We start from the raw sequence: 20,558 nt of genomic DNA on the forward strand, positions 1-20,558 counted from the left end.
AGGCAGTCGTCATGGGGCGTTGCTAGGCTGCGCCGCCGGGCGCTCCTGCCTGGGAACGGAGGCCCCACGCATGCAGCCATCCCCCTGGACTCCCCCTGCCAGCAGTTCGCCCACGTCGGTCCTGCTGGTGGAGGACGACCGTCGCCTGGCCGAACTGGTCAGCGACTATCTCCACGAACATGGCTTCGCCGTGCAGCACGTGGCACGCGGCGACCTCGCCAGCGCCGCCTGCCGCCAGCATGCACCGGAACTGGTGGTGCTGGACCTGATGCTGCCCGGCCTGGGGGGCATCGATGTGTGCCGGCAGATCCGCAGCTTCTCCGATGTGCCGATCCTGATGTTGACCGCCTGTGAGGACGACATCGAGCAGGTGCTGGGCCTGGAATCGGGTGCCGATGACTATGTGCACAAGCCGATCGAGCCACGCCTGCTGCTGGCCCGCCTGCGCGCCCTGCTGCGCCGCCGCCACGGCAGCAGCAATACCGGCACGCCCAGCCGGCTGATGCATGGTGAGCTGCTGATCGATCGCATGCAGCGCGAGGTGCACCTGCACGGCCAGCCGGTCGAGCTGGGCACCACGGAATTCGAGATCCTGTGGCTGCTGGCCAGCCAGCCGGGGCAGATCCTGTCGCGCGACCAGATCCTGCAGGCGGTGCGCGGCATCGGCTTCGACGGTCTGGACCGCAGCGTCGACGTCTGCATCGGCAAGCTGCGCCGCAAGCTCGGCGACGATGCGCGCGAACCGCGGCGGATCAAGACCGTGTGGGGGCGCGGCTACCAGTTCAATCCTGCGGCCTGGTCGGAATGAAGCGGCTGTTCCTGTGGCTGTGGTTCATCACCGGCGCCTGCTTCCTGGTGTCGGTGTTCTTTCTCAACCACATCCTGGATGGCATCTACACGCCCGTGCAGGATCGCGTGTTCGTGCAGCAGGTGCGCGGGCAGGTGTACGCCCTGCGCAGTGGCCTGGCCGGCCTGGACGCCGTCCAGCAGCGTGAGCGCCTGCAACAGTGGCAGCCACACTACGGCATCGCCCTGACCCTGCTCGACAAACCTCCCGCGCTCGACGCGCAGGAACAGGAGGCCGTGAAGGCCGATGGCTTCGTCGTGCGCGATCAGTACCAGCAGGTGCTGCTGCCCATCGACGGCATCGGCGGCCGCTGGCTGCACCTGCGCCTGCCCGGCGCGGTGCAGATGACGACGTACATGACCATCGCCGCCTACCTCAGCATCCTGCTGCTGGTGGGCGCCAGCCTGTATGCCTGGGTGCGCCTGCTCTGGCGCGACCTGGAAGCACTGCGCCGGCACGCCGACCGCGTCGGTTCCGGCGACCTGCAGGCACGTGCGCAGGTTTCGCCCCGCTCGCAGATCCGGGTCATCGTCGAACACTCCAACCACATGGCGGCACGCGTGGCCGAACTGGTGCAGCGCCAGCGCGACCTGACCCATGCCATTTCGCACGAACTGCGCACGCCCATCGCGCGGGTGGCCTTCGGCCTGGACCTGATGCAGGACAGCGATGACCGCGAACGCCGCGAACGGCTGGCGCAGGGCCTGCACGGCGACCTGGCCGAGCTCAACCGGCTGGTCAGCGAACTGCTGGCCTACGAACGGCTGGAGCATCCCAGCGAGGGCGAGCCGATGCAGCGCATCGAAGCCAACGACTGGCTGCAGGCCTGCCTGGCCGATGCCCGCCGCGATGCCGAACGTGCCGGCATTGTCCTGCGCGTGCAGCCCAGCGCGTTGCCGCGAGTGGATGCCGAGCCACGCCTGTTGCAGCTGGCGCTGAGCAACCTGGTCGGCAATGCGCTGCGCCACGCGCGTTCGCAGGTGGAGGTCTCGCTGGTCGGTATCAGCGGCCGCGCCTGCCTGCGCGTGGACGATGACGGCCCGGGCATCGCCGAAGCCGATCGGGAGAAGGTGATGCGCCCGTTCACCCGCCTGGACGACAGCCGCAGCCGCGATACCGGCGGCTTCGGCCTGGGCCTGGCCATTGTCGGCCGCATTGCAGCCCGCCACGGCGGCGAGCTGCGCATCAGTCGCGCCACGCTGGGCGGCGCGCGCCTGGAAATGCACTGGCCGCTGGCTGCCAGCTGAACGCCCAAGGGCGCGATTACAGTTGATTACAACTCCCGCACAACTGCGGACGGATCGGTCGCCGGCATATCGCCACGCTGGCAACCCTGCAGCACTCGCCGGATGCGCGCGCTGCTTTCCTCCCATTGCCGAGAGTTTCCATGTCCCAGCTTCGCCGTTCCCCCGCCCTGCTCTGCCTGGCCGTGTTGCCGCTGTTCGCCGCCCCGATCGCCCACGCCAAGGATGACCACTGGACCTTCGAGCTCGCCGCCGGTGGCGGCGTGGCACCGCGTTACAGCGGCAGCGAGGAGTATCGTGCGACGCCGTCGCTGTCCTTTGATGTCACCTCGCCGGGGGGATGGTTTCTGGGCACCAGTGGCATCGGCTGGGGCACCTCCCTCGGCGAGCACACGCGCGTGCGTGCCTATGTCGGCGCCAGCGGCATCCGCAAGGACAAGGACTCGCTGCTGGGCGGTTCGGACTTCCTGCGCGGCATGGGTGATATCGATACCCGTCCCCTGGTCGGCGTCTCGGCTGGTTATACGCTGGGCGAAGCCGTGCTGAGCGGCTCCTGGCAGTTCACCCGCAAGGACGAGGACAAGGCCGAGAACGGCCTGGCCACCCAGCAGATCCATCTGAACCTGAGCATGCCGCTGTTCGACCTGGCCGGTGGCGTGGTCAGCGGCAGTGTTTCCACCGACTACGGCAACCGCGGCTACATGCAGACCTGGTACGGCGTCAGCCCGGAACAGGCCAAACGCACGGGCTTCGCCGAGCACAGGCCGAAGGCCGGCCTGGTCAGTGCCGGTGTCGGCCTGAAGTGGAGCCACCGCGTGGGCCGCAACGGCAACTGGTACATCTCGGCCGAAGGCACGCGCCTGCTCGGCGATGCGGCCAACAGCCCGATCGTGCAGAAGGCAAACCAGTTCGGGCTGATGAGCGGTTACACCCACCGCTTCTGATGCATGAAGGGCGCCGCTGGGCGCCCTTTCCCTCTGCGGTCAGCGGCAGGCCGGTGCGTCGCCGTTGCCGCACAACCCGACCTCGCGCAGCCAGCCGATCCACTGCACGACGTCCTCCTTCTCCGGCTCGGAGCGGAACGACTTCTGCACGGTGTGGAAGCCCTGCCTGCCCTGCACGCCCTTGATCCAGGTGAACTCCGGCTTGCCTGTCCCCGGATTCCGCGGGCAGCTGAGCATCAGCAGGGCGAAGGGCCGTCCCCCTTCTTCACCTTCGCGGATCCAGTGGCTCTGCGCCGCCGGACAGGCGATGCGCCACCCCGCCTCGATGATGCCGAGGAACTCACGCGGACTCACATGGCCACTATTCGGCGCATCGTTGACGGTGACCATGTCGGTCCAGTCGTGCACGGTCTGGCCCTGTGGCACGTACTCGGTGATGCGGTTGCCTTGCGCGTCGGTGCTCTGGTGGGCCTGCTGGTAGCCCCTCATCGGCGGCAGCCGGACCTGTTCGGCGGCCGCGGCGTGTCCACAAACAGCAGCCAACGCCAGCGTCATGCAGAGTGAAGCCCTGCGGGCAACGTCCATGCGGTTCTCCTCATCCTTGCGAAAGTGAAACAGGACCATCGTGCGCTGCCAAGGCTCGGATGGCGCCCCAGCCATGGCCGGGGCGCCACCGGTTCAAGCCTTGGCGAACACCAGGCGACCACCGTCGTTGCCGACTTCGATGGTATCGCCGTTGACGAAGGCGCCGGACAGGATCTGCTGCGCCAGCGGGTTTTCCAGCTGCGACTGGATCGCACGCTTCAACGGGCGCGCGCCGTACACCGGATCGAAGCCGACGTTGCCGAGCAGGTCGAACGCCGCATCGGAGACCGCCAGCTTCAACCCGCGCTCGGCCAGCCGCTTCTCAAGCCCGCGCATCTGGATGCGCGCGATCTGCTTGATCTGCTGCTTGTCCAGCGGGTGGAACACCACGATGTCGTCCAGGCGGTTGATGAACTCCGGACGGAAGTGCGCCTGCACCACGCCCATCACCGCTGCCTTCATCTGCGTGTAGGCCTCCGGGCTGTCGTCGGCGCTCATGTCCTGGATCTGGTGCGAGCCCAGGTTCGAGGTCATCACGATGACGGTATTGCGGAAGTCCACGGTGCGGCCCTGGCCATCGGTCAGGCGGCCATCGTCCAGCACCTGCAGCAGGATGTTGAACACATCCGGATGCGCCTTCTCCACTTCGTCCAGCAGGATCAGCGAGTACGGGCGACGGCGCACCGCCTCGGTCAGGTAGCCGCCTTCCTCGTAGCCCACGTAACCCGGGGGGGCGCCGATCAGGCGGGCGACGCTGTGCTTCTCCATGAATTCGCTCATGTCGATGCGGATCATCGCGTCGGCGCTGTCGAACAGGAATTCGGCCAGCGACTTGCACAGCTCGGTCTTGCCGACGCCGGTCGGGCCGAGGAACAGGAACGAGCCGGCCGGACGGTTCGGATCGGACAGGCCTGCACGCGAACGGCGCACGGCATCGGAGACGACCTTGATCGCTTCCTCCTGGCCGACCACACGGTTGTGCAGCACTTCTTCCATGCGCAGCAGCTTGTCGCGCTCGCCTTCGAGCATCTTGTTGACCGGAATGCCGGTCCAGCGCGACACGACCTCGGCGATCTCCTCGTCGGTGACCCGGTCCTGCACCAGCTTGAAGTCCTTGTGCTCGGCTTCCTGGGCCGCGGCCAGCTGCTTTTCCAGCTGCGGCAACAGGCCGTACTGGATCTCGCTCATCTTGGCGAAATCCTGGCGGCGCTGCGCGGCTTCCAGTTCCAGCTTGGCCTGCTCGACCTGCTCCTTGATCTTGGTGGCGCCCTGCAGCGCAGCCTTCTCCGACTTCCAGATTTCATTGAGGTCGGAGAACTCGCGCTCCAGCCCGTCGATGTCGTTCTCCAGGTCGGCCAGCCGCTGCCGCGAGGCTTCGTCCTTTTCCTTCTTCAGCATCTCGCGCTGGATCTTCAGCTGGATCACCCGGCGTTCCAGGCGATCCAGCTCCTCCGGCTTGGAGTCGATCTCCATGCGCAGGCGCGAGGCAGCCTCGTCCATCAGGTCGATGGCCTTGTCCGGCAGCTGGCGATCGGTGATGTAGCGGTTGGACAGCGTGGCGGCGGCCACGATGGCCGGGTCGGTGATCTCCACCCCGTGGTGCACGGCGTACTTTTCCTTCAGCCCGCGCAGGATCGCGATGGTGTCCTCCACCGACGGCTCACCGACGAAGACTTTCTGGAAGCGGCGCTCCAGCGCAGCGTCCTTCTCGATGTACTTGCGGTATTCGTCCAGCGTGGTCGCACCGATGCAATGCAGCTCGCCGCGTGCCAGCGCCGGCTTCAGCATGTTGCCGGCATCCATCGCGCCGTCGGCCTTGCCCGCGCCGACCATGGTGTGCAGTTCATCGATGAACAGGATGATCTGGCCTTCGTTCTTGGCCAAGTCGTTGAGTACACCCTTCAGTCGCTCCTCGAATTCGCCGCGGAACTTGGCCCCGGCGATCAGCGCGCCCATGTCCAGCGACAGCACGCGCTTGCCGCGCAGGCCCTCGGGTACTTCGTCGTTGATGATGCGCTGGGCCAGCCCTTCCACGATCGCGGTCTTGCCCACGCCGGGTTCGCCGATCAGCACCGGGTTGTTCTTGGTCCGGCGCTGCAGCACCTGGATGGTGCGGCGGATTTCCTCGTCACGGCCGATCACCGGGTCGAGCTTGCCGCTCTCGGCCCGCGCGGTCAGGTCGATGGTGTACTTCTCCAGCGCCTGCCGCTGCTCCTCGGCATTCTCCGACTGCACGTTCTCGCCGCCACGCAGCTTGTCGATCGCCGCCTGCAGGCGCGTCTTGTCGGCACCGGCGGCGCGCAGCGCCATGCCCAGCGTGCCACCATCGTCCAGCGCCGCCAGCACGAACCATTCGCTGGCAATGAAGGCGTCCCCGTGCTGCTGCGCCAGCTTGTCGGTCTGGTTCAGCAGGCGCCCCAGATCGTTGCCCATCGAAACGTTGCCGGCCTGGCCGGATACCTTGGGCAGTGCGTCCAGCGCCTCGGTCAGGCGCTCGCGCAGCACCGGCACGTTCACCCCGGCCTGGGCCAGCAGCGGACGCGTGCTGCCACCCTGCTGGTCCAGCAGCGCGCTGAACAGGTGAACCGGTTCAATGATGCTGTTGTCGCGGCCCACGGCCAACGACTGTGCGTCTGCCAGCGCCTGCTGGAAACGCGAGGTGAGCTTGTCCATCCGCATTGCGAATCCTCATCGGTCTTCAGGGCCGGCCTGGGCCGGCAATGCTGGAAAGATGCGGTTGCCCCGCCCGGTTTCAAGGGTGGCTGCGACTGCACCCCGGGGCCAGTCAGCCTGCGGCCAGCATGCCGGAGCGCGTGTGGTCGGCGCGTTGATCCCGATCAGTTCCGCACGGTGGACGGGCTCAGCGGGTGATCGCGCTGCGGATCGCCCGCAGCTGCTGCTTGATCGCCCGCGCCTGTGCAGGATCCATGCGTAGCAGGGCCTTCTGCCCGATCGAGCGTGACTGCAGGGTGGGATCGACGAAGCGATAGCGGCCGCGCTCATCGCGCTGCACCAGCGGCGACTGGGCCAGTTCCGGGGTGTCCAGCAGGTGGTCGATCACCATGACCAGGCGGTCGTTGAAATAGCCCTCGGGCCGGCCAAGGTCGGCATAGGCCTGCTGGATCAGCGGATAGAAGCGCTTGTAAGCGGTAGCCGTTGCCGCCGGGTCCAGCGCAGTGAACGCCTGTACGTAAGGCGCATAGCGTGCCGCATTGCTGGCGGCGATGCGTTCGCCGCCTTCGCCCGTATCGACCTGCAGGTTGCCCGGCAGCGGCCGCGCGGCCAGCGCGGTCGGCGGCACGCTGGGCTTGTCCAGGTTGTCGACCTGGGTGACCAGGCGCTGGATCAGGTGATCACGCAGCAGCAGGGTCAGCGGTCCCTCGCCCTGGAACAGCTGGCTCAGTGCGCCCCAGGCCGCGGCATCGCTGTCAGCCAGTTTCGGCAGCGCCGGGTCGGCGGCGGCCCCGGTATCCAGCGGATGCCTGATCGATGGTGGTGCTGGCGCGGGCTCTGCGGCCGCCTGCGGTTGTGCCGGTGCGCTGGTACTGGCGGGGGTTGATTGCACCGGCACCGGGACACCGTCGGCCAGGCTCTTCAGCTGATCGCGGAACAACCAGCCGCCCGCGCCACCGATCACCACCACGCCCAACACCCAGGGCCAGACCGCCTTTCCACTCTGCATGATGCAGCACCTCGTTTCACACGCATGGGGAAGGTGTGACCCCATCGAGTGCAGCCGGTTCCCTGCCTGTTCCGCTGCCGTTCGGGTTCAGGCACGCGTCGTCCACGCTCACGTCTGCTTTGCGCCACCCGCGCGAGGCTAGGAGTCCTGTCCCGTGGAGACTCTGCCATGCAGTACGCGCTGTACTACTGGACCGGCATCCAGGGCCGTGGCGAGTTCGTGCGCCTGGCGCTGGAAGATGCCGGCGCCGACTACATCGACATGGCGCGGGTGCACGGCGATGCGGTGATGCAGCCGTTTCTGGAGGGTCGCAACGAAGGGGCACAGCCCTTTGCGCCGCCGTTCCTGAAGGCCGGCCGCCAGGTCATCGCGCAGGTCGCGGCGATCCTGGATTTCCTCGGCCCGACGCTGGACCTGGTGCCACAGGCCGCATCCCGGCGGATGCAGGCGCTGCAACTGCAGCTGACCATCGCCGACCTGGTGGCCGAGGTGCACGACACCCACCATCCGATCGCCGCATCGAAGTACTACGAACAGCAGAAGACCGAGGCCAGGGCACGAGCCGCGTCACTGCGCAGCGAGCGCCTGCCCAAGTTCCTCGGCTATTTCGAGCAGGTGATGGCCGCCAACGGTGGCCGCCATGCACTGCGCGAGCACTCCTATGTGGATCTGTCACTGTTCCAGCTGCTGAGCGGGCTGGACTACATGTTTCCGCGGCGCGTGCAGGCGCTCGGCCCCACCCTGCCCCGGCTGCGCGCGCTGCAGGAACGAGTGGCGAAACGAACCAACATCGCCGCCTATCTGGCGTCTGAGCGGCGGTTGCCGTTCAACACCAACGGCATCTTCCGCCATTACCCGGAACTGGACGCCGAACGGTAGTGCCGGCCGCTGGCCGGCAGAGCGCGCTGTGATCATTCGCCGCCTGCAACACGCCCCTGTAGAGCCGAGCCATGCTCGGCTCAGAGCAGCCGAGCGCAGGCTCGGCTCTACAGAGCACCAGAAGTGGAAGGAGCGGTAACGCCGGGCCATGCCCGGCGTCACCGGTCAATGATCGGTGCGATCACCCAGCGGTTGCACCGGCTGCTTCTGCAGCGAAAGCAGGCCCAGCAGCACCGCCAGGGCCACGTAGGCGCCGGCAAACTGCAAGCTGATGATGCGTGCCAGCCCGTCCAGGTCCCACGGCAAGTAGATGCCACCGCGCGGGTCCACCGAATGGATCAGGCCGAACAGGGTCAGCACCGCCGCCACCAGCAGGAAGCCGCAGGCACGGCGCAGGCGGCCATCGACCATCGCGGCTACCGCCGAGATCCACAGCATCGAGGTGATGATGAAGCCATTGCCCAGGGTGAAGATCACCGCCAGCTCGGGCAGGCCATGGCCGTCGAGCTTGGTCAGCAGCTGCGGCAGCTGGTCCGGTGCGATCCAGCCGGGCGCCTTGATCGCCAGCAGGTAGGCCACCGACGGCAGGAAACCGAACACCATCGCGCCGGTATGGTGGCGCGGCGTGGCCTGGAACGCCTGGGTGGTGATGTCGATGGCCACGTACACGATGATCGGTGCCAGCACCGCCAGCGGCAGCCACTGCACCAGCCCGGAGATGATGCCGAGCATGCCGCCGATGCCGACGAACAGGCCGGTCAGCAGCGTGTAGCCGCTGCGCGCGCCCATGTGCTTGTAGGCCGGCTGGCCGATGTACGGCGTGGTCTGCGCGACGCCGCCACAGACGCCTGCCACCAGCGTAGCCACCGCCTCCACCAGCAGGATGTCGCGGGTACGGTAGTCATCGCCAGCCGCGCGTGCGCTCTCAGACACATTGATGCCGCCCACCACCATCAGCAGGCCGAACGGCAGCAGCAGCGGCAGGTAGGTCATCGCGGTGGGCAGGCCATCGAGGAAGCCCAGCGTCGGCAGCGGCAGCACCACCTGCGGCGGCACCCATTCCGGCACATGGAAGCCGGGCGCGCCCAGCCCGGCCAGGCCAAGTCCGTAATACAGCACGGTGCCGAACACGAAGGCCAGCAGCACGCCCGGGCCACGCACCGGCAGCTTGCCCTTGGCGATCAGCACATACAGCAGCAGGCCCAGCGTGGTGAAGCCGACCAGCGGCGAGCGCAGCGTTTCCAGCAGCGGCAGCAGGCCCATCAGCACCAGCGCGATGCCCGCGATGGAACCCAGCAGCGCAGCTCGCGGCAGTGCGCGGGTGACCGCTTCACCGAAGAACGACAGCACGAACTTGAGCACGCCCATGATGACCAGCGCGGCCATGCCCAGCTGCCAGGTGGCGATGCCCGCAGCGTGCGGGTCCATGCCCTGCTGCTTGAAGGCGAGGAAGGCCGGGCCGAGCACCAGCAGGGCCATGCCGATGCTGGTGGGGGCATCCAGGCCGAGCGGCATGGCGGTGACATCGTCGCGGCCGGTACGTGCCGCCAGCCGGCGCGCCATCAGGGTGTACAGCAGGTTGCCGACCAGCACGCCAAAGGCGGTGCCGGGGAACATTCGGCCGAACACCACGTCGGCGGGGAACTGGAAGATCCCGACCAGGGCCATGGCGATGAAGCCGAGGATGGAGAGGTTGTCGACGACCAGGCCGAAGAAGCCGTTGAAGTCGCCGGCGACGAACCAGCGACGCGGTACGGCGGAAGCGGGAGCGGACATGGAAGGGGCGGTGGGGGTGGGGAGCGCCGATGGTAGGCCCAGCGGGGCCGGCGCGCCAATTCCGTCGTGGAATGATGGGTTCCAGCCAACGGCGGGGCCCCTCGTGGCTGGTCGCGGGTAGAGTCGACTGTTAGTCGACCGGCATTGCGAGTTCGGCCGGTCGGGGGGGCTGCGCAGGACACGCCGTAAATCCCCAGACCGGCCCAGCCGCTGGCGGCTGTGCGTTCGGGCCTTGCGAAGCAGTGCTTCGCAAGCAAAGCGCCCTCACCCATGGGGGCTCGATGGCGCCATCCATGGCGCCAACGGTCCTGCGCAGCCCACCCGACCTACCCCTGACAGTTTCCTGCGCGCGGCAGCCACGGAAGAAGATCAAAAGATCCAAAGCCAAGGCAGGCTCTCGCTGCAGTGCCGAGCCCATGCTCGCCCGCTGTACGCGAAGGCTCTGAGCCGAGCATGGCTCGGCTCTACAGAAGATTATTTCGATCATTCGTTCGTTCATCCACGCATGGCGTGGATCTACCGTGTCGACCAAGGTCGACACCTACCACACGGATGGCCGCCGTTGCTTCTGAGTGGCCGGCCAGCGGCCGGCACTACCGCGGGTGCAGGGCGCAGCCCTGCATCGCGCCCTACTTCTTCAGGAAGTTGTCCACCAGCAGATGCTTCACGTCGTCGAAGCGGCCATTCAACACCGCCTTGGCGGCATACAACGCCGTACCGGCCACCTGCTTGGCCTCGATCTGCGGCGGCATCACCAGCTCCGCGCGGCTGGTATGCACGTCCAGCAGCGCCGGGCCGCGCTGGGACAGCAAATCCAGCACCGCCTCTTCCAGATCCTCGCTGCGGGTCACCGTGCGGCCGTGGAAGCCGATGACCTCGGCCAGGCGGCCGAAGTCCGGGTTCTTCAGGTCGGTGTAGTTGTCCAGCAGGCCCTCCACCTTCTGCTCCAGCTCGACGAAGTTCAGCGAACCATTGTTGAACACCACCACCTTGATCGGCAGGTTCTCCTGCACTGCCGTGAGCAGGTCACCCAGCAGCATCGCCAGGCCACCATCACCGGACAGCGAGATCACCTGCCGGCCGGGGAAGGCCTTCTGCAGGCCCAGCGCCTGCGGCATCGCGTTGGCCATCGTGCCGTGCAGCAGGCTGGTCAGCGTGCGGCGGCGGCCGTTGACGCGGATATGGCGCAGCACCCACACCATCGGCGAACCGCCGTCGGCGGTGAACAGCGCATCGTCGCTGGCATGCCTCGACAGCAATGCCGTCAGATGCTGCGGGTGGATCAATTCACCCTCGCCCGGCTGTTCTTCCTGTTCGCGCTTCTTCAGCGCCTTGTCGCGATGCCCGATGCACTCGTCCAGGAAACTGCTGTCCTCGCGCGGCGGCAGCATCGGCAGCAGCGCGTCCAGCGTCGGTGCGATGTCACCGACCACGCCAAGGCTCACCGGGTGGCGGCGGCCGAGGTGACTGCCATCGCGGTCGACCTGGATGATCGTGGCCTTGTCCGGGTAGAACTGGCCCCAGGCGAAATCGGCGCCGAGCAGCAGCAGCGTGTCGCACTCCATCAGCGTGTGGAAGCCGGATTCGATGCCGAAGATGCCGGTCATGCCCATGTTGTACGGGTTGTCCGGCTCGACGAAATCCTTGGCGCGCGAGGTATGCGCGATGGGCGCCTGCAGGCGCCGGGCCAGCTCCAGCAGCTGCGCGTGTGCGCCCTGGCAACCGGCACCGGCATAGATGCCGATGCGCTTGCCCTGTCCCAGCAGTTCGGTGATGCGCTGCAGCTCGGCATCGGACGGGCGCAGCACCGGCTGGGTGTAGTGCACCGAGAACGGCACATCGTGCTTCACCTCGGCCTGGCTGATGTCGGCCGGCAGGATCACCACCGCCACGCCACGGCGGCTGATCGCGGCCTGGCAGGCCAGGGCCACGACGCGCCGCGCCTGCTCCGGGCTGTGCACCTGCTCGCAGAACACCGAACAACTGGCATACACCGCCTTGAAGTCCACTTCCTGCGGAAATTCCATGCCCAGCTCACTGGTCACCACCTGGCTGGCGATCAGTACCATCGGTGCACGGTTGCGATTGCTCTCGAAGACGCCGTTGATGAAGTGCAGGCCACCGGGACCACAAGAACCCGCACAGGCGGTCAACTCGCCGCTCACCAGCGAATCGGCGCCGGCAGCGAAGCCGGCCACTTCTTCGTGGCGTACATGTACCCAGTCGATTTCACTGCGGTGCAGGGCATCGGTGACGTGATTCAAGGTATCGCCAACGATGCCGTAACAGCGGCGGACGCCCGCCTGCTGCAGGGTATCGACAACGATCTCGGCAACGCGCTTGCTCATCGGATACATCCTCGAGGGGAGAGCATCCGAGGCTAGACCGGAAGAAGTGATGCCTCCGTGGGCAAGGCGCACATCACCTCGATAGGCAAACTACCGGCGGAGATCGAGTCAATCGTTGACGTTGATCCAGCCCTCCACCGCGCCCTGCTTCGGGTTGCGGTAGCGCAGCTTCACCCAGCCATCCTGTTCATCCAGCATCTCCACGCGGTCTCCCTGCACCAGGTAACGCCTGGTGCTGGATGCGCCGGGTCGATCGAACAGGAACAGCCGCGCGGGTACCACGGTGGCCTGCTGGCCACGCAACGGTCCATCCGGCGGTGCACCCAGGCCATCGGCGATGGCACTTTCCAGCACCCGGCCGGCGGCATCATAGGTGCGCCAGACCGCCAGCGGGCCCTGCTCGCCGGTCTGTTCCCACTGCAGCGCGGCGTTCAACGTATCGCCCAGCATCAGCACGCTCTCGGCGCGGTACAGATAGAGCTTCGCGCCTGCAAACCGGTACTGGTCGGTGTACCACATCGGGCCGCTGCGGCAGCTGCTGGTCAGCGTGCGGCTCGGACGGTCGACCGCCAGCCCCATCAGGTCACCGCAACTGTCCTTGCCCTGGGTGTCGGCCTGCAGCGCGCGGAACCCGGCACTGGCCGGATCGAAGCGGTACACCGTCACCGCTTCGTTGACCATGCCCACCGAGGCGCGCGAGACCAGTTCCGGGTAGCCATCGAAATCGACATCTTCGAGCGACCATCGCGAATTGCCGTCGGCATCGGCCGCGCCCTCAAGCGTCTGGCGCTTGCCTGACTGTGACAGCTGCACCGCGATGCTGCCGTCCTGCTGCGGATCGGCATGCGCCTGCACATGCGCGGCCACCTGGAAGCGCAGCGTTTCTCCGTCGTCCCCACCCGCCTGCGCCGTCGGTGCCAGTACGCCTGCCAATGCCAGGCCCAGCAGGCATTCCCTGTAGTTCATCATTGCTCCCTGCAGCACCGCGGCGGCACCTTCAACTCAGAACGATACCTCGACCGGCTGCCGCGACCACAGCACCGACTGATGCCTGGTCTGCTGCTTCCACGCCAGGCGGATCGCCTCGATGTCGGCGCGGCGCTGCGGGGTGTCCTCGTGCAGCACCACCAGCACCTTGGTGCGCAGGCGGTTGGGCGCGGCATCGCCGCGGAACAGCCACTGGCCGTAGGCATCAAACACGGTCAGGCCGTCCGGGAAGCGCGGCGTTACTTCCTTGTCAAGGAAGGCGCGCCACTGCGCGTCGCTGATGGTGTCGGCCTGCGGGCGGTTCCCGGCCCCCTGCTCCTCGCCTACGCCGAAGTACAGCTCGCTGCGCACCCAGCCATGGCCGGCGGAAGGGCGGGCGGCATCGCCCTTCAGTTCGGCGGTGGTGGCCGTGGCATAGGCGCTGGGCGCCTGCGAAGACAGGCTGGCGCAGCCACTGGTGGCCAGCAGCACGGCGAAGACGAGGCCAAGGTGTTTCATCGGTACAGCTCCGGGGAAGGGGGACAGGGCAAGCCGGCAGCGTACAGCGCCACCGGCCCGGCGTGCTGATGCCAACCGGGCATCAGCTCATGCCGGACCGGCAGGGACTTGCATCGGCACCGGCCATCACGCGAAGATAATATATCGCTTCATCCGGATGGATGTAAGTGAAACTATCTCCCCCCTTCCCCGTCGTCGTTGTTGCAGGAGCCCTCCATGTCCGCCCGCCTGCCCGCGTCGCCGCTCGGCCTCGCCATCGCCCTCGCGCTTTCCTCCGCTGCCGTCCCGGCCCTGGCCCAGGACGCCACCAACCTGGACACCGTGATCGTCACCGGCACCCGTGCCGCAGACCGCACCGTGCTCGAATCCACCTCGCCGGTGGATGTGCTCACCGCCGAGGACATCCGCAAGGCCGGCGTGGTCAACGGTGAACTGGGCAGCGCGCTGCAGGCGCTGCTGCCGTCGTTCAACTTCCCGCGCCAATCCAACTCCGGTGGCGCCGACCACGTGCGCGCCGCACAGTTGCGTGGCCTGTCCCCCGACCAGGTGCTGGTGCTGGTCAACGGCAAGCGCCGCCACCACACCGCGCTGGTCAACACCGACAGCAAGATCGGCAAGGGCACCACCCCGGTCGATTTCAATGCGATCCCGGTCAGCGCGATCAAGCGCATCGAAGTGCTGCGCGATGGTGCCGGTGCGCTTTACGGATCGGACGCCGTGGCCGGCGTGATCAACGTGATCCTCGACAACGGCGGCGACGGTGGCGAGATCGAGGCCAGCTACGGTGCCAACCACACCGACCTCAAGCCGATCGGCCGCACCCTCACCGACGGCCAGACCGGCAACGTCAGCGCCAAGGTCGGTACTTCGCTGGGCGAGGACGGCGGCTTCCTGCGCGTCGGCCTGGAATACAAGCACCGCAACGGCACCAACCGCGCCGGCTTCGACCAGATTCCACCGTGGGACCAGACGCCGGACGACCTGGCGCTGCAGGGCAAGCGCAACTATGTGCTGGGCGATGGCAAGAGCAAGGACATCAACCTGTGGCTGAACACCGAGATTCCGGTGGGCCAGACCTCGACGTTCTACGCGTTCGGCACCTTCAACCAGCGCGACACCGAAGGCGCCAACTACTTCCGCTATCCCGATGGCGATGCCAACTGGAAGCAGGTCTATCCGAACGGCTACCGACCGATCTCCGAAGGCGAGAACCGCGACGTACAGGCCGTGGCCGGCGTGCGCGGCCAGTGGGGCGAGTGGAGCTACGACAGCAGCCTGGATTACGGCCAGAACGACTTCACCTACCGCCTGCGTGATTCGCTCAACGCATCGCTGGGCCCGACCAGCCCGACCCGCTTCAAGACCGCCGACTACGAGTACGCGCAGACCGTGGGCAACCTCGATCTGAGCCGCGTGTTCACCCAGAGCGACAGCATCAGCCACACGCTGGGCCTGGGCGTGGAAGCGCGCCATGAGCGCTACCAGACCCGCCCCGGCGACCCGGCCAGCTATGCGGCGGGCCCGTACACCGACCGCCCGACCGGCTCGCAGGCCGGTGGCGGCCTGACCCCACAGGACGCCGCCACCCTGTCGCGCGACGTGGCCAGCGCCTATGCCAGCCTGTCCAGCCAGTTCGGCGAGAAGTTCTCCACCGACCTGGCCGCGCGCTACGAGCACAACGACGACTTTGGCGGCGAACTGACCGGCAAGCTCGGCCTGCGCTACGAATTCACCCCGGCGTTCGCACTGCGCGGTGCCATCTCCAACAATTTCCGCGCTCCGTCGCTGGCGCAGATCGGCTACGAATCCACCTCCACCGGCTACAACGCCGGCGGCCAGCTGGTGCAGGGCCGGCTGCTGTCGGTCAACAATCCGATCGCGCGTGGCCTGGGTGCGCAGAACCTGAAGCCGGAGAAGTCGATCAACACCTCGCTGGGCTTCACCAGCCGCATCGGCGAGCATTTCGACCTGTCGCTGGACTTCTTCCAGATCGACATCGACGACCGCATCGCGCTGTCGGAGAGCATCACCGGCGATGCGCTGACCGATTACGTGGCCGCCAGCTACGGCGTCAGTGGCCTGCAGAGCGCCAGCTTCTTCGTCAATGCCGCCGATACCCGCACCCGTGGCGCCGAGCTGGTAAGCAACTGGCGGCAGTCGCTGGGCGATGGCCAGCTGCTGCTGACCGGCACCTACGCCTACACCAAGACCACGCTGAAGAATGTGCTGGCCACGCCGGCGCAGCTGCGCGCGCTGAACCCGGACTACGTACTGTTCGGCATCGAGGAGACCAACACCCTGACCGATGCCACCCCGCGCACGCGTGGCAGCTTCTCGGCCGCCTGGAGCAACGACCACTGGTCGCTGAGCACCCGCGTGAACCGTTACGGCAGCGCCACCCGGGTGTTCAACTTCGGTGATGGCTACATCCCGCGCCAGACCTACCAGGCCGAATGGCAGCTGGATGCCGAAGTCGAGTACCGCATTACCCCGCAATGGAGCGTGGCCATCGGCGGCCAGAACCTGACCGACAACTACCCGGATCGATCCAACAGCGATATCCACTACTTCGGCAACCTGCCGTACGACGTGCTGTCGCCGATCGGCAGCAACGGCGCGTACTACTACGGCCGCGTCCGCTATACGTTCTGATCGCATTGGGTGGGTGCGGACCGTTGGTCCGCGCTGTTTGGGCTGGATGCAGGCTGACCTGCCGTGCCGACCAACGGTCGGCACCCACCGAAGCTGATCCGCAGCCTGCCCTCGACCCCACGTACACGCCCAGGCTGGCAGGCTGGTCGTCATGGCTGAACCGCTCCCCCTGCGTCCGCCACCGCCATTGCTGGACGACGCCTGTGCGTTGTTCCTCGATGTCGATGGCACCCTCATCGAATTCGCTGCACGACCGGATGCCGTGCAGCTCCTGCCGGATGTGCGCGAAGCCATCGGCCGCATCAGTGACCGCCTGGAAGGCGCCGTGGCACTGGTCAGTGGCCGACCGCTTGAACAGCTGGACCAGCTGTTCGCTCCCCTCCAGCTGCCTGCCGCCGGCCTGCATGGGCACGAACTGCGCGGCGAGGACGGTCGTGTGCTGCGCGACGAACACGACGACGACACCGCCGAGTGGCTGCACGCGCTGCACCAGCAGGCGATGCGCTTTGCCCACGGCCATCCCGGCGTGCTGGTGGAAGACAAGGGCGTCGGCCTGGCCCTGCATTGGCGCGGTGCGCCGCACGCGGCAAGTGATGTGCGCGCCTTCGCCGATCGCCACGTGCGGGGCCGCGCCAGTTACCGCCTGCAACCCGGCGACCATGTGGTCGAGTTCGTGCCCGTCGGCACCGACAAGGGCCGTGCCGTGCGCCGGATGATGCAGTACCTGCCCTTCCGCGGCCGCCTGCCGGTGTTTCTCGGTGACGACCTCACCGATGAATTCGGCTTCGATGCCGCCAACAGCCAGCATGGCTGGAGCGTGCTGGTGGGTGAACGTGAACCCAGCGCGGCGGTGTTCGCGCTGCCCGACATACGCAGCGTGCACGCCTGGCTGCGTGAGAATGCCTATTGACCCGGCCAACCCCCACGGCCGCAACCGAGATGTACCGCGTGATGACCCAACCCGATCTTGATCTGGGCGTGGTCGGCAACGGCAGCTTCGGCGCCCTGGTCGACAAACGTGCCCGCGTTGTCTGGAGCTGCCTGCCCACCTTCGACGGCGACCCTACCTTCTGTGCGCTGCTCGGCCCCAACCAGCAGACCGGTGGCGACTTCGCCATCGAGCTGGAAGACTTCGCCAGCAGCGAGCAGGAATACCTGACCAACACGGCGATCCTGCGCACGGTGCTCCGCGACGCGCACGGCGGCGAACTGGAAATCCTGGATTTCGCCCCCCGCTGGCGGCAGAACGACCGCTTCTACCGGCCGGTCAGCCTGATCCGCCAGGTGCGTCCGCTGGCCGGCAGCCCGCGCATCACCGTGCGTGCGCGCCCGCTGGCCGACTGGGGCGCACGCGTGCCAGAGTCGACCTGGGGCAGCAACCATGTGCGCTGGATCCTGCCGGAGCACGTGCTGCGGCTGACCACCGATGTGCCGGTGCGCTTCGTGCGCGATGGCCTGCCGTTCGTGCTCAACCATCCCATCCACCTGATCCTGGGCGTGGATGAGTCACTCAACCGGTCGATCAGCGGCTACGTGCAGGAAGCCTTCCAGCGCACCCGCGACTACTGGCGCGAATGGGTGCGCTACCTGTCCATTCCACTGGAGTGGCAGGACGCGGTCATCCGCAGTGCGATCACGTTGAAGCTGTGCCAGTACGAGGACAGCGGCGCGATCATCGCGGCGATGACCACTTCCATTCCAGAAGCACCCGGCAGCGTGCGCAACTGGGACTACCGCTACTGCTGGCTGCGTGACGCAGCTTTCGTGGTGCGGGCGCTGAACCGTCTCGGCGCAACGCGCACGATGGAACAGTTCCTCGGCTACATCTTCAACCTGGCCACCACCGACGGCACGCTGCAGCCGCTGTATGGCATCGGCTTTGAAGCCAAGCTGGACGAAGACGAAGTGCCCAGCCTGTCCGGTTATCGCGGCATGGGCCCGGTACGCCGCGGCAACCTGGCCTGGGTGCAGCGCCAGCACGATGTCTACGGCAGCGTGGTGCTGGCCTCCACGCAGCTGTTCTTCGACCGCCGCCTGCAGGATCCCGGCGACGCGCACACATTCGCCCGCCTCGAACCGCTGGGCGAACAGGCCTTCGCCCTGCATGACGTGCCCGATGCGGGCCTGTGGGAGTTCCGTGGCCGCACCGAGGTACACACCTACACCAGCGCGATGTGCTGGGCCGCCTGCGACCGCCTGTGCAAGATCGCCGTGCGCCTGAAGCGCGATGACCGTGCACACTACTGGCGCGAGCGCGCCGACACCATCCATGCGCGCATCATGGCCGAGTCCTGGAATGAGGAACTGGGCCACTTCACCGATACCTTCGGCGGCCATCGCCTGGACGCCTCGCTCCTGCTGCTGGCCGACATCGGCTTCATCGATGCGATGGACGCCCGCTTCATCGCCACCGTCGATGCGATCGGCCGCGACCTCAAGCATGGCAATTCGCTGTACCGCTATGTCGCGCCGGATGACTTCGGTGAGCCGGAAACCAGCTTCACCATCTGCACGTTCTGGTACATCGATGCGCTGGCGGCGATCGGGCGCATGGACGAGGCGCGCGAGATGTTCGAGCTGCTGCTGAAGCAGCGCAACCACCTGGGCCTGCTGTCGGAGGATCTGGCCTTCGACAGCGGCGAGGCCTGGGGCAATTTCCCGCAGACCTATTCGCACGTCGGCCTGATCACTGCCGCGATGCGCCTGTCGCGGTCCTGGCAGGAGGCATCGTGAGTCGTCTGGTGGTGGTTTCAAATCGTGTGGCCGTACCCGGCGAGAACCGCGCCGGCGGCCTGGCTGTCGGCCTGCTGGCCGCCCTGAAGGAACGCGGCGGCCTGTGGTTCGGCTGGAGCGGCAAGACGGTAAAGGACGGCAGCGGCACGCTGCACCGGCAGAAAGACGGTGACATCGACTACGTCACCATGGACCTGAGCAAGCGCGAGGTGGACGGCTACTACAACGGCTTTGCCAACCGCACGCTGTGGCCGCTGCTGCACTTCCGCCTGGATCTGGTCGACTACGACCGTGCCACCCGCGAGACCTACCACAAGGTCAACGCACTGTTCGCCGACAAGCTCGCGCCCTTGCTGCGCGAGGATGACATCGTCTGGATCCACGACTATCACCTGATCCCGCTTGGCGCACTGCTGCGCGAGCGTGGCATCGGCTGCCGCATCGGCTTCTTCCTGCACATCCCGATGCCCTCGGCCGACCTGCTGCAGGCGATGCCCGACCACCTGCGGTTGTTCTCCGCGCTCTACGCGTATGACCTGGTGGGCTTCCAGACCCAGCGCGATGCCGATCGCTTCCAGACCTACCTGCGCCTGTTCGGCGGCGGTCGGGTACTCGCCAACGGCGAGCTGGAGGCACCGGGCGGGCGTCGTTTCCGCGCGGCGGCGTTCCCGATCGGCATCGACACCGAGCTGATCGCGCGCCAGGCCGGTACCGCCGCCACCAAGGCCGCCGTAAAGAACCTGCGCGCGAGCCTGCGTGATCGCCAACTGGCGATCGGCGTTGATCGCCTGGATTATTCCAAGGGCCTGCCCGAGCGCTTCCTCGGCTTCGAACGGTATCTTGAGCGCCATCCCGACCAGCGCGGGTCGCTGACCTACCTGCAGATCGCCCCCGTCTCGCGCGGTGATGTCACCGAGTACCGGCAGCTGCGCAGCCAGCTGGAGCAGATCGCCGGCCACATCAACGGTGGCCACGCCGAGCCGGACTGGACACCCCTGCGCTACGTCAACCAGAACTTCACCCATGCCACCCTCACCGGTTTCTACCGTGCAGCGGCGGTGGGGCTGGTCACGCCGCTGCGTGATGGCATGAACCTGGTGGCCAAGGAATACGTGGCCTCGCAGGACCCGGAGGACCCGGGCGTGCTGGTGCTGTCGCTGCTGGCCGGCGCCGCCGACGAACTCAAGCAGGCACTGCTGGTGAACCCGCACGACCTGGATGGCGTTGCCGACGCCATCGCCACCGCGGCGACGATGTCGCTGCGCAAGCGCAAGGAGCGCTGGCACGCCATGATGGAGCACCTGCGCACCTACGACATCAACCACTGGCGGCGCAGCTACCTGGACGCACTGGAAGGCTGAGAAAAAAGGGGACGGAGGGGAT

At 67.1% G+C, this 20,558-nt stretch carries 15 protein-coding genes; 8 read left to right on the forward strand and 7 right to left on the reverse strand.

Translation table 11 applies throughout. The annotated features are described in order from the left end of the window. Positions 1-70: 70 nt before the first annotated feature. From AC5P5W_RS15650 to AC5P5W_RS15660, 3 genes are all read left to right on the forward strand, one after another. A complete protein-coding gene (locus AC5P5W_RS15650) occupies positions 71-808 on the forward strand; it encodes a winged helix-turn-helix domain-containing protein (RefSeq protein WP_014648178.1) in 738 nt (245 codons plus the stop codon). Then, the gene (locus AC5P5W_RS15655) at positions 805-2,094 is read left to right on the forward strand and encodes an ATP-binding protein (protein WP_197574449.1); all 1,290 of its coding nucleotides are present in this window, start codon (positions 805-807) and stop codon (positions 2,092-2,094) included. Before AC5P5W_RS15650 ends, AC5P5W_RS15655 begins: the two co-directional genes overlap by 4 nt. Positions 2,095-2,234: 140 nt before the next feature. Next, entirely contained in the window at positions 2,235-3,035 is an 801-nt protein-coding gene (locus tag AC5P5W_RS15660; protein WP_046432175.1) for a MipA/OmpV family protein, read from the forward strand. A gap of 39 nt (positions 3,036-3,074) precedes the next feature. Here the strand turns inward: AC5P5W_RS15660 and AC5P5W_RS15665 are convergent, their stop codons facing one another. The 3 genes from AC5P5W_RS15665 to AC5P5W_RS15675 all read right to left on the reverse strand — a co-directional run bounded on the left by AC5P5W_RS15665 (position 3,075) and on the right by AC5P5W_RS15675 (position 7,302). Continuing rightward, on the reverse strand, positions 3,075-3,524 hold the full coding sequence (locus AC5P5W_RS15665) for a hypothetical protein (RefSeq protein ID WP_495221273.1): 450 nt from the start codon (positions 3,522-3,524) through the stop codon (positions 3,075-3,077). A 189-nt stretch (positions 3,525-3,713) separates the two neighbouring features. After that, positions 3,714-6,299 carry an ATP-dependent chaperone ClpB gene (gene clpB, locus AC5P5W_RS15670; RefSeq protein ID WP_012481080.1) on the reverse strand — a complete coding sequence of 862 codons (2,586 nt, stop codon included), beginning with the start codon at positions 6,297-6,299 and terminating at the stop codon, positions 3,714-3,716. Positions 6,300-6,480: 181 nt separating this feature from the next. After that, positions 6,481-7,302, reverse strand: coding sequence for a DUF3014 domain-containing protein (locus tag AC5P5W_RS15675; RefSeq protein WP_197574448.1), 822 nt, complete (start codon positions 7,300-7,302; stop codon positions 6,481-6,483). 168 nt (positions 7,303-7,470) lie between these two features. Here AC5P5W_RS15675 and AC5P5W_RS15680 point away from each other — a divergent pair, with 168 nt between their 5' ends. After that, positions 7,471-8,181, forward strand: coding sequence for a glutathione S-transferase family protein (locus tag AC5P5W_RS15680; RefSeq protein WP_197574447.1), 711 nt, complete (start codon positions 7,471-7,473; stop codon positions 8,179-8,181). Between the two features lie 165 nt (positions 8,182-8,346). On the opposite strand, the gene AC5P5W_RS15685 is transcribed toward AC5P5W_RS15680, so the two are convergent. From AC5P5W_RS15685 to AC5P5W_RS15700, 4 genes are all read right to left on the reverse strand, one after another. Further along, complete coding sequence (locus AC5P5W_RS15685) at positions 8,347-9,957, reverse strand: hypothetical protein (RefSeq protein WP_197574446.1); 1,611 nt, start codon at positions 9,955-9,957, stop codon at positions 8,347-8,349. A 629-nt stretch (positions 9,958-10,586) separates the two neighbouring features. After that, positions 10,587-12,305, reverse strand: coding sequence for a thiamine pyrophosphate-dependent enzyme (locus AC5P5W_RS15690; RefSeq protein WP_197574445.1), 1,719 nt, complete (start codon positions 12,303-12,305; stop codon positions 10,587-10,589). Between the two features lie 108 nt (positions 12,306-12,413). Then, complete coding sequence (locus tag AC5P5W_RS15695; RefSeq protein ID WP_197574444.1) at positions 12,414-13,271, reverse strand: SH3 domain-containing protein; 858 nt, start codon at positions 13,269-13,271, stop codon at positions 12,414-12,416. A 36-nt stretch (positions 13,272-13,307) separates the two neighbouring features. Continuing rightward, entirely contained in the window at positions 13,308-13,790 is a 483-nt protein-coding gene (locus AC5P5W_RS15700) for a DUF3574 domain-containing protein (protein ID WP_032957546.1), read from the reverse strand. Positions 13,791-14,006: 216 nt separating this feature from the next. On the opposite strand from AC5P5W_RS15700, the gene AC5P5W_RS15705 reads away from it, so the two are divergent. From AC5P5W_RS15705 to otsA, 4 genes are all read left to right on the forward strand, one after another. Beyond that, entirely contained in the window at positions 14,007-16,442 is a 2,436-nt protein-coding gene (locus tag AC5P5W_RS15705; RefSeq protein WP_197574443.1) for a TonB-dependent receptor domain-containing protein, read from the forward strand. Between the two features lie 151 nt (positions 16,443-16,593). Beyond that, complete coding sequence (gene otsB / locus AC5P5W_RS15710) at positions 16,594-17,352, forward strand: trehalose-phosphatase (RefSeq protein ID WP_014648189.1); 759 nt, start codon at positions 16,594-16,596, stop codon at positions 17,350-17,352. Between the two features lie 41 nt (positions 17,353-17,393). Next, positions 17,394-19,175: a glycoside hydrolase family 15 protein gene (locus tag AC5P5W_RS15715; protein WP_032960733.1), complete on the forward strand. Its 1,782-nt coding sequence runs from the start codon at positions 17,394-17,396 to the stop codon at positions 19,173-19,175. Next, positions 19,172-20,536: an alpha,alpha-trehalose-phosphate synthase (UDP-forming) gene (otsA, locus tag AC5P5W_RS15720; protein WP_014648191.1), complete on the forward strand. Its 1,365-nt coding sequence runs from the start codon at positions 19,172-19,174 to the stop codon at positions 20,534-20,536. Before AC5P5W_RS15715 ends, otsA begins: the two co-directional genes overlap by 4 nt. Positions 20,537-20,558 lie beyond the last annotated feature (22 nt).

The organism is Stenotrophomonas sp. YJH_SMC_123, assembly GCF_059368215.1.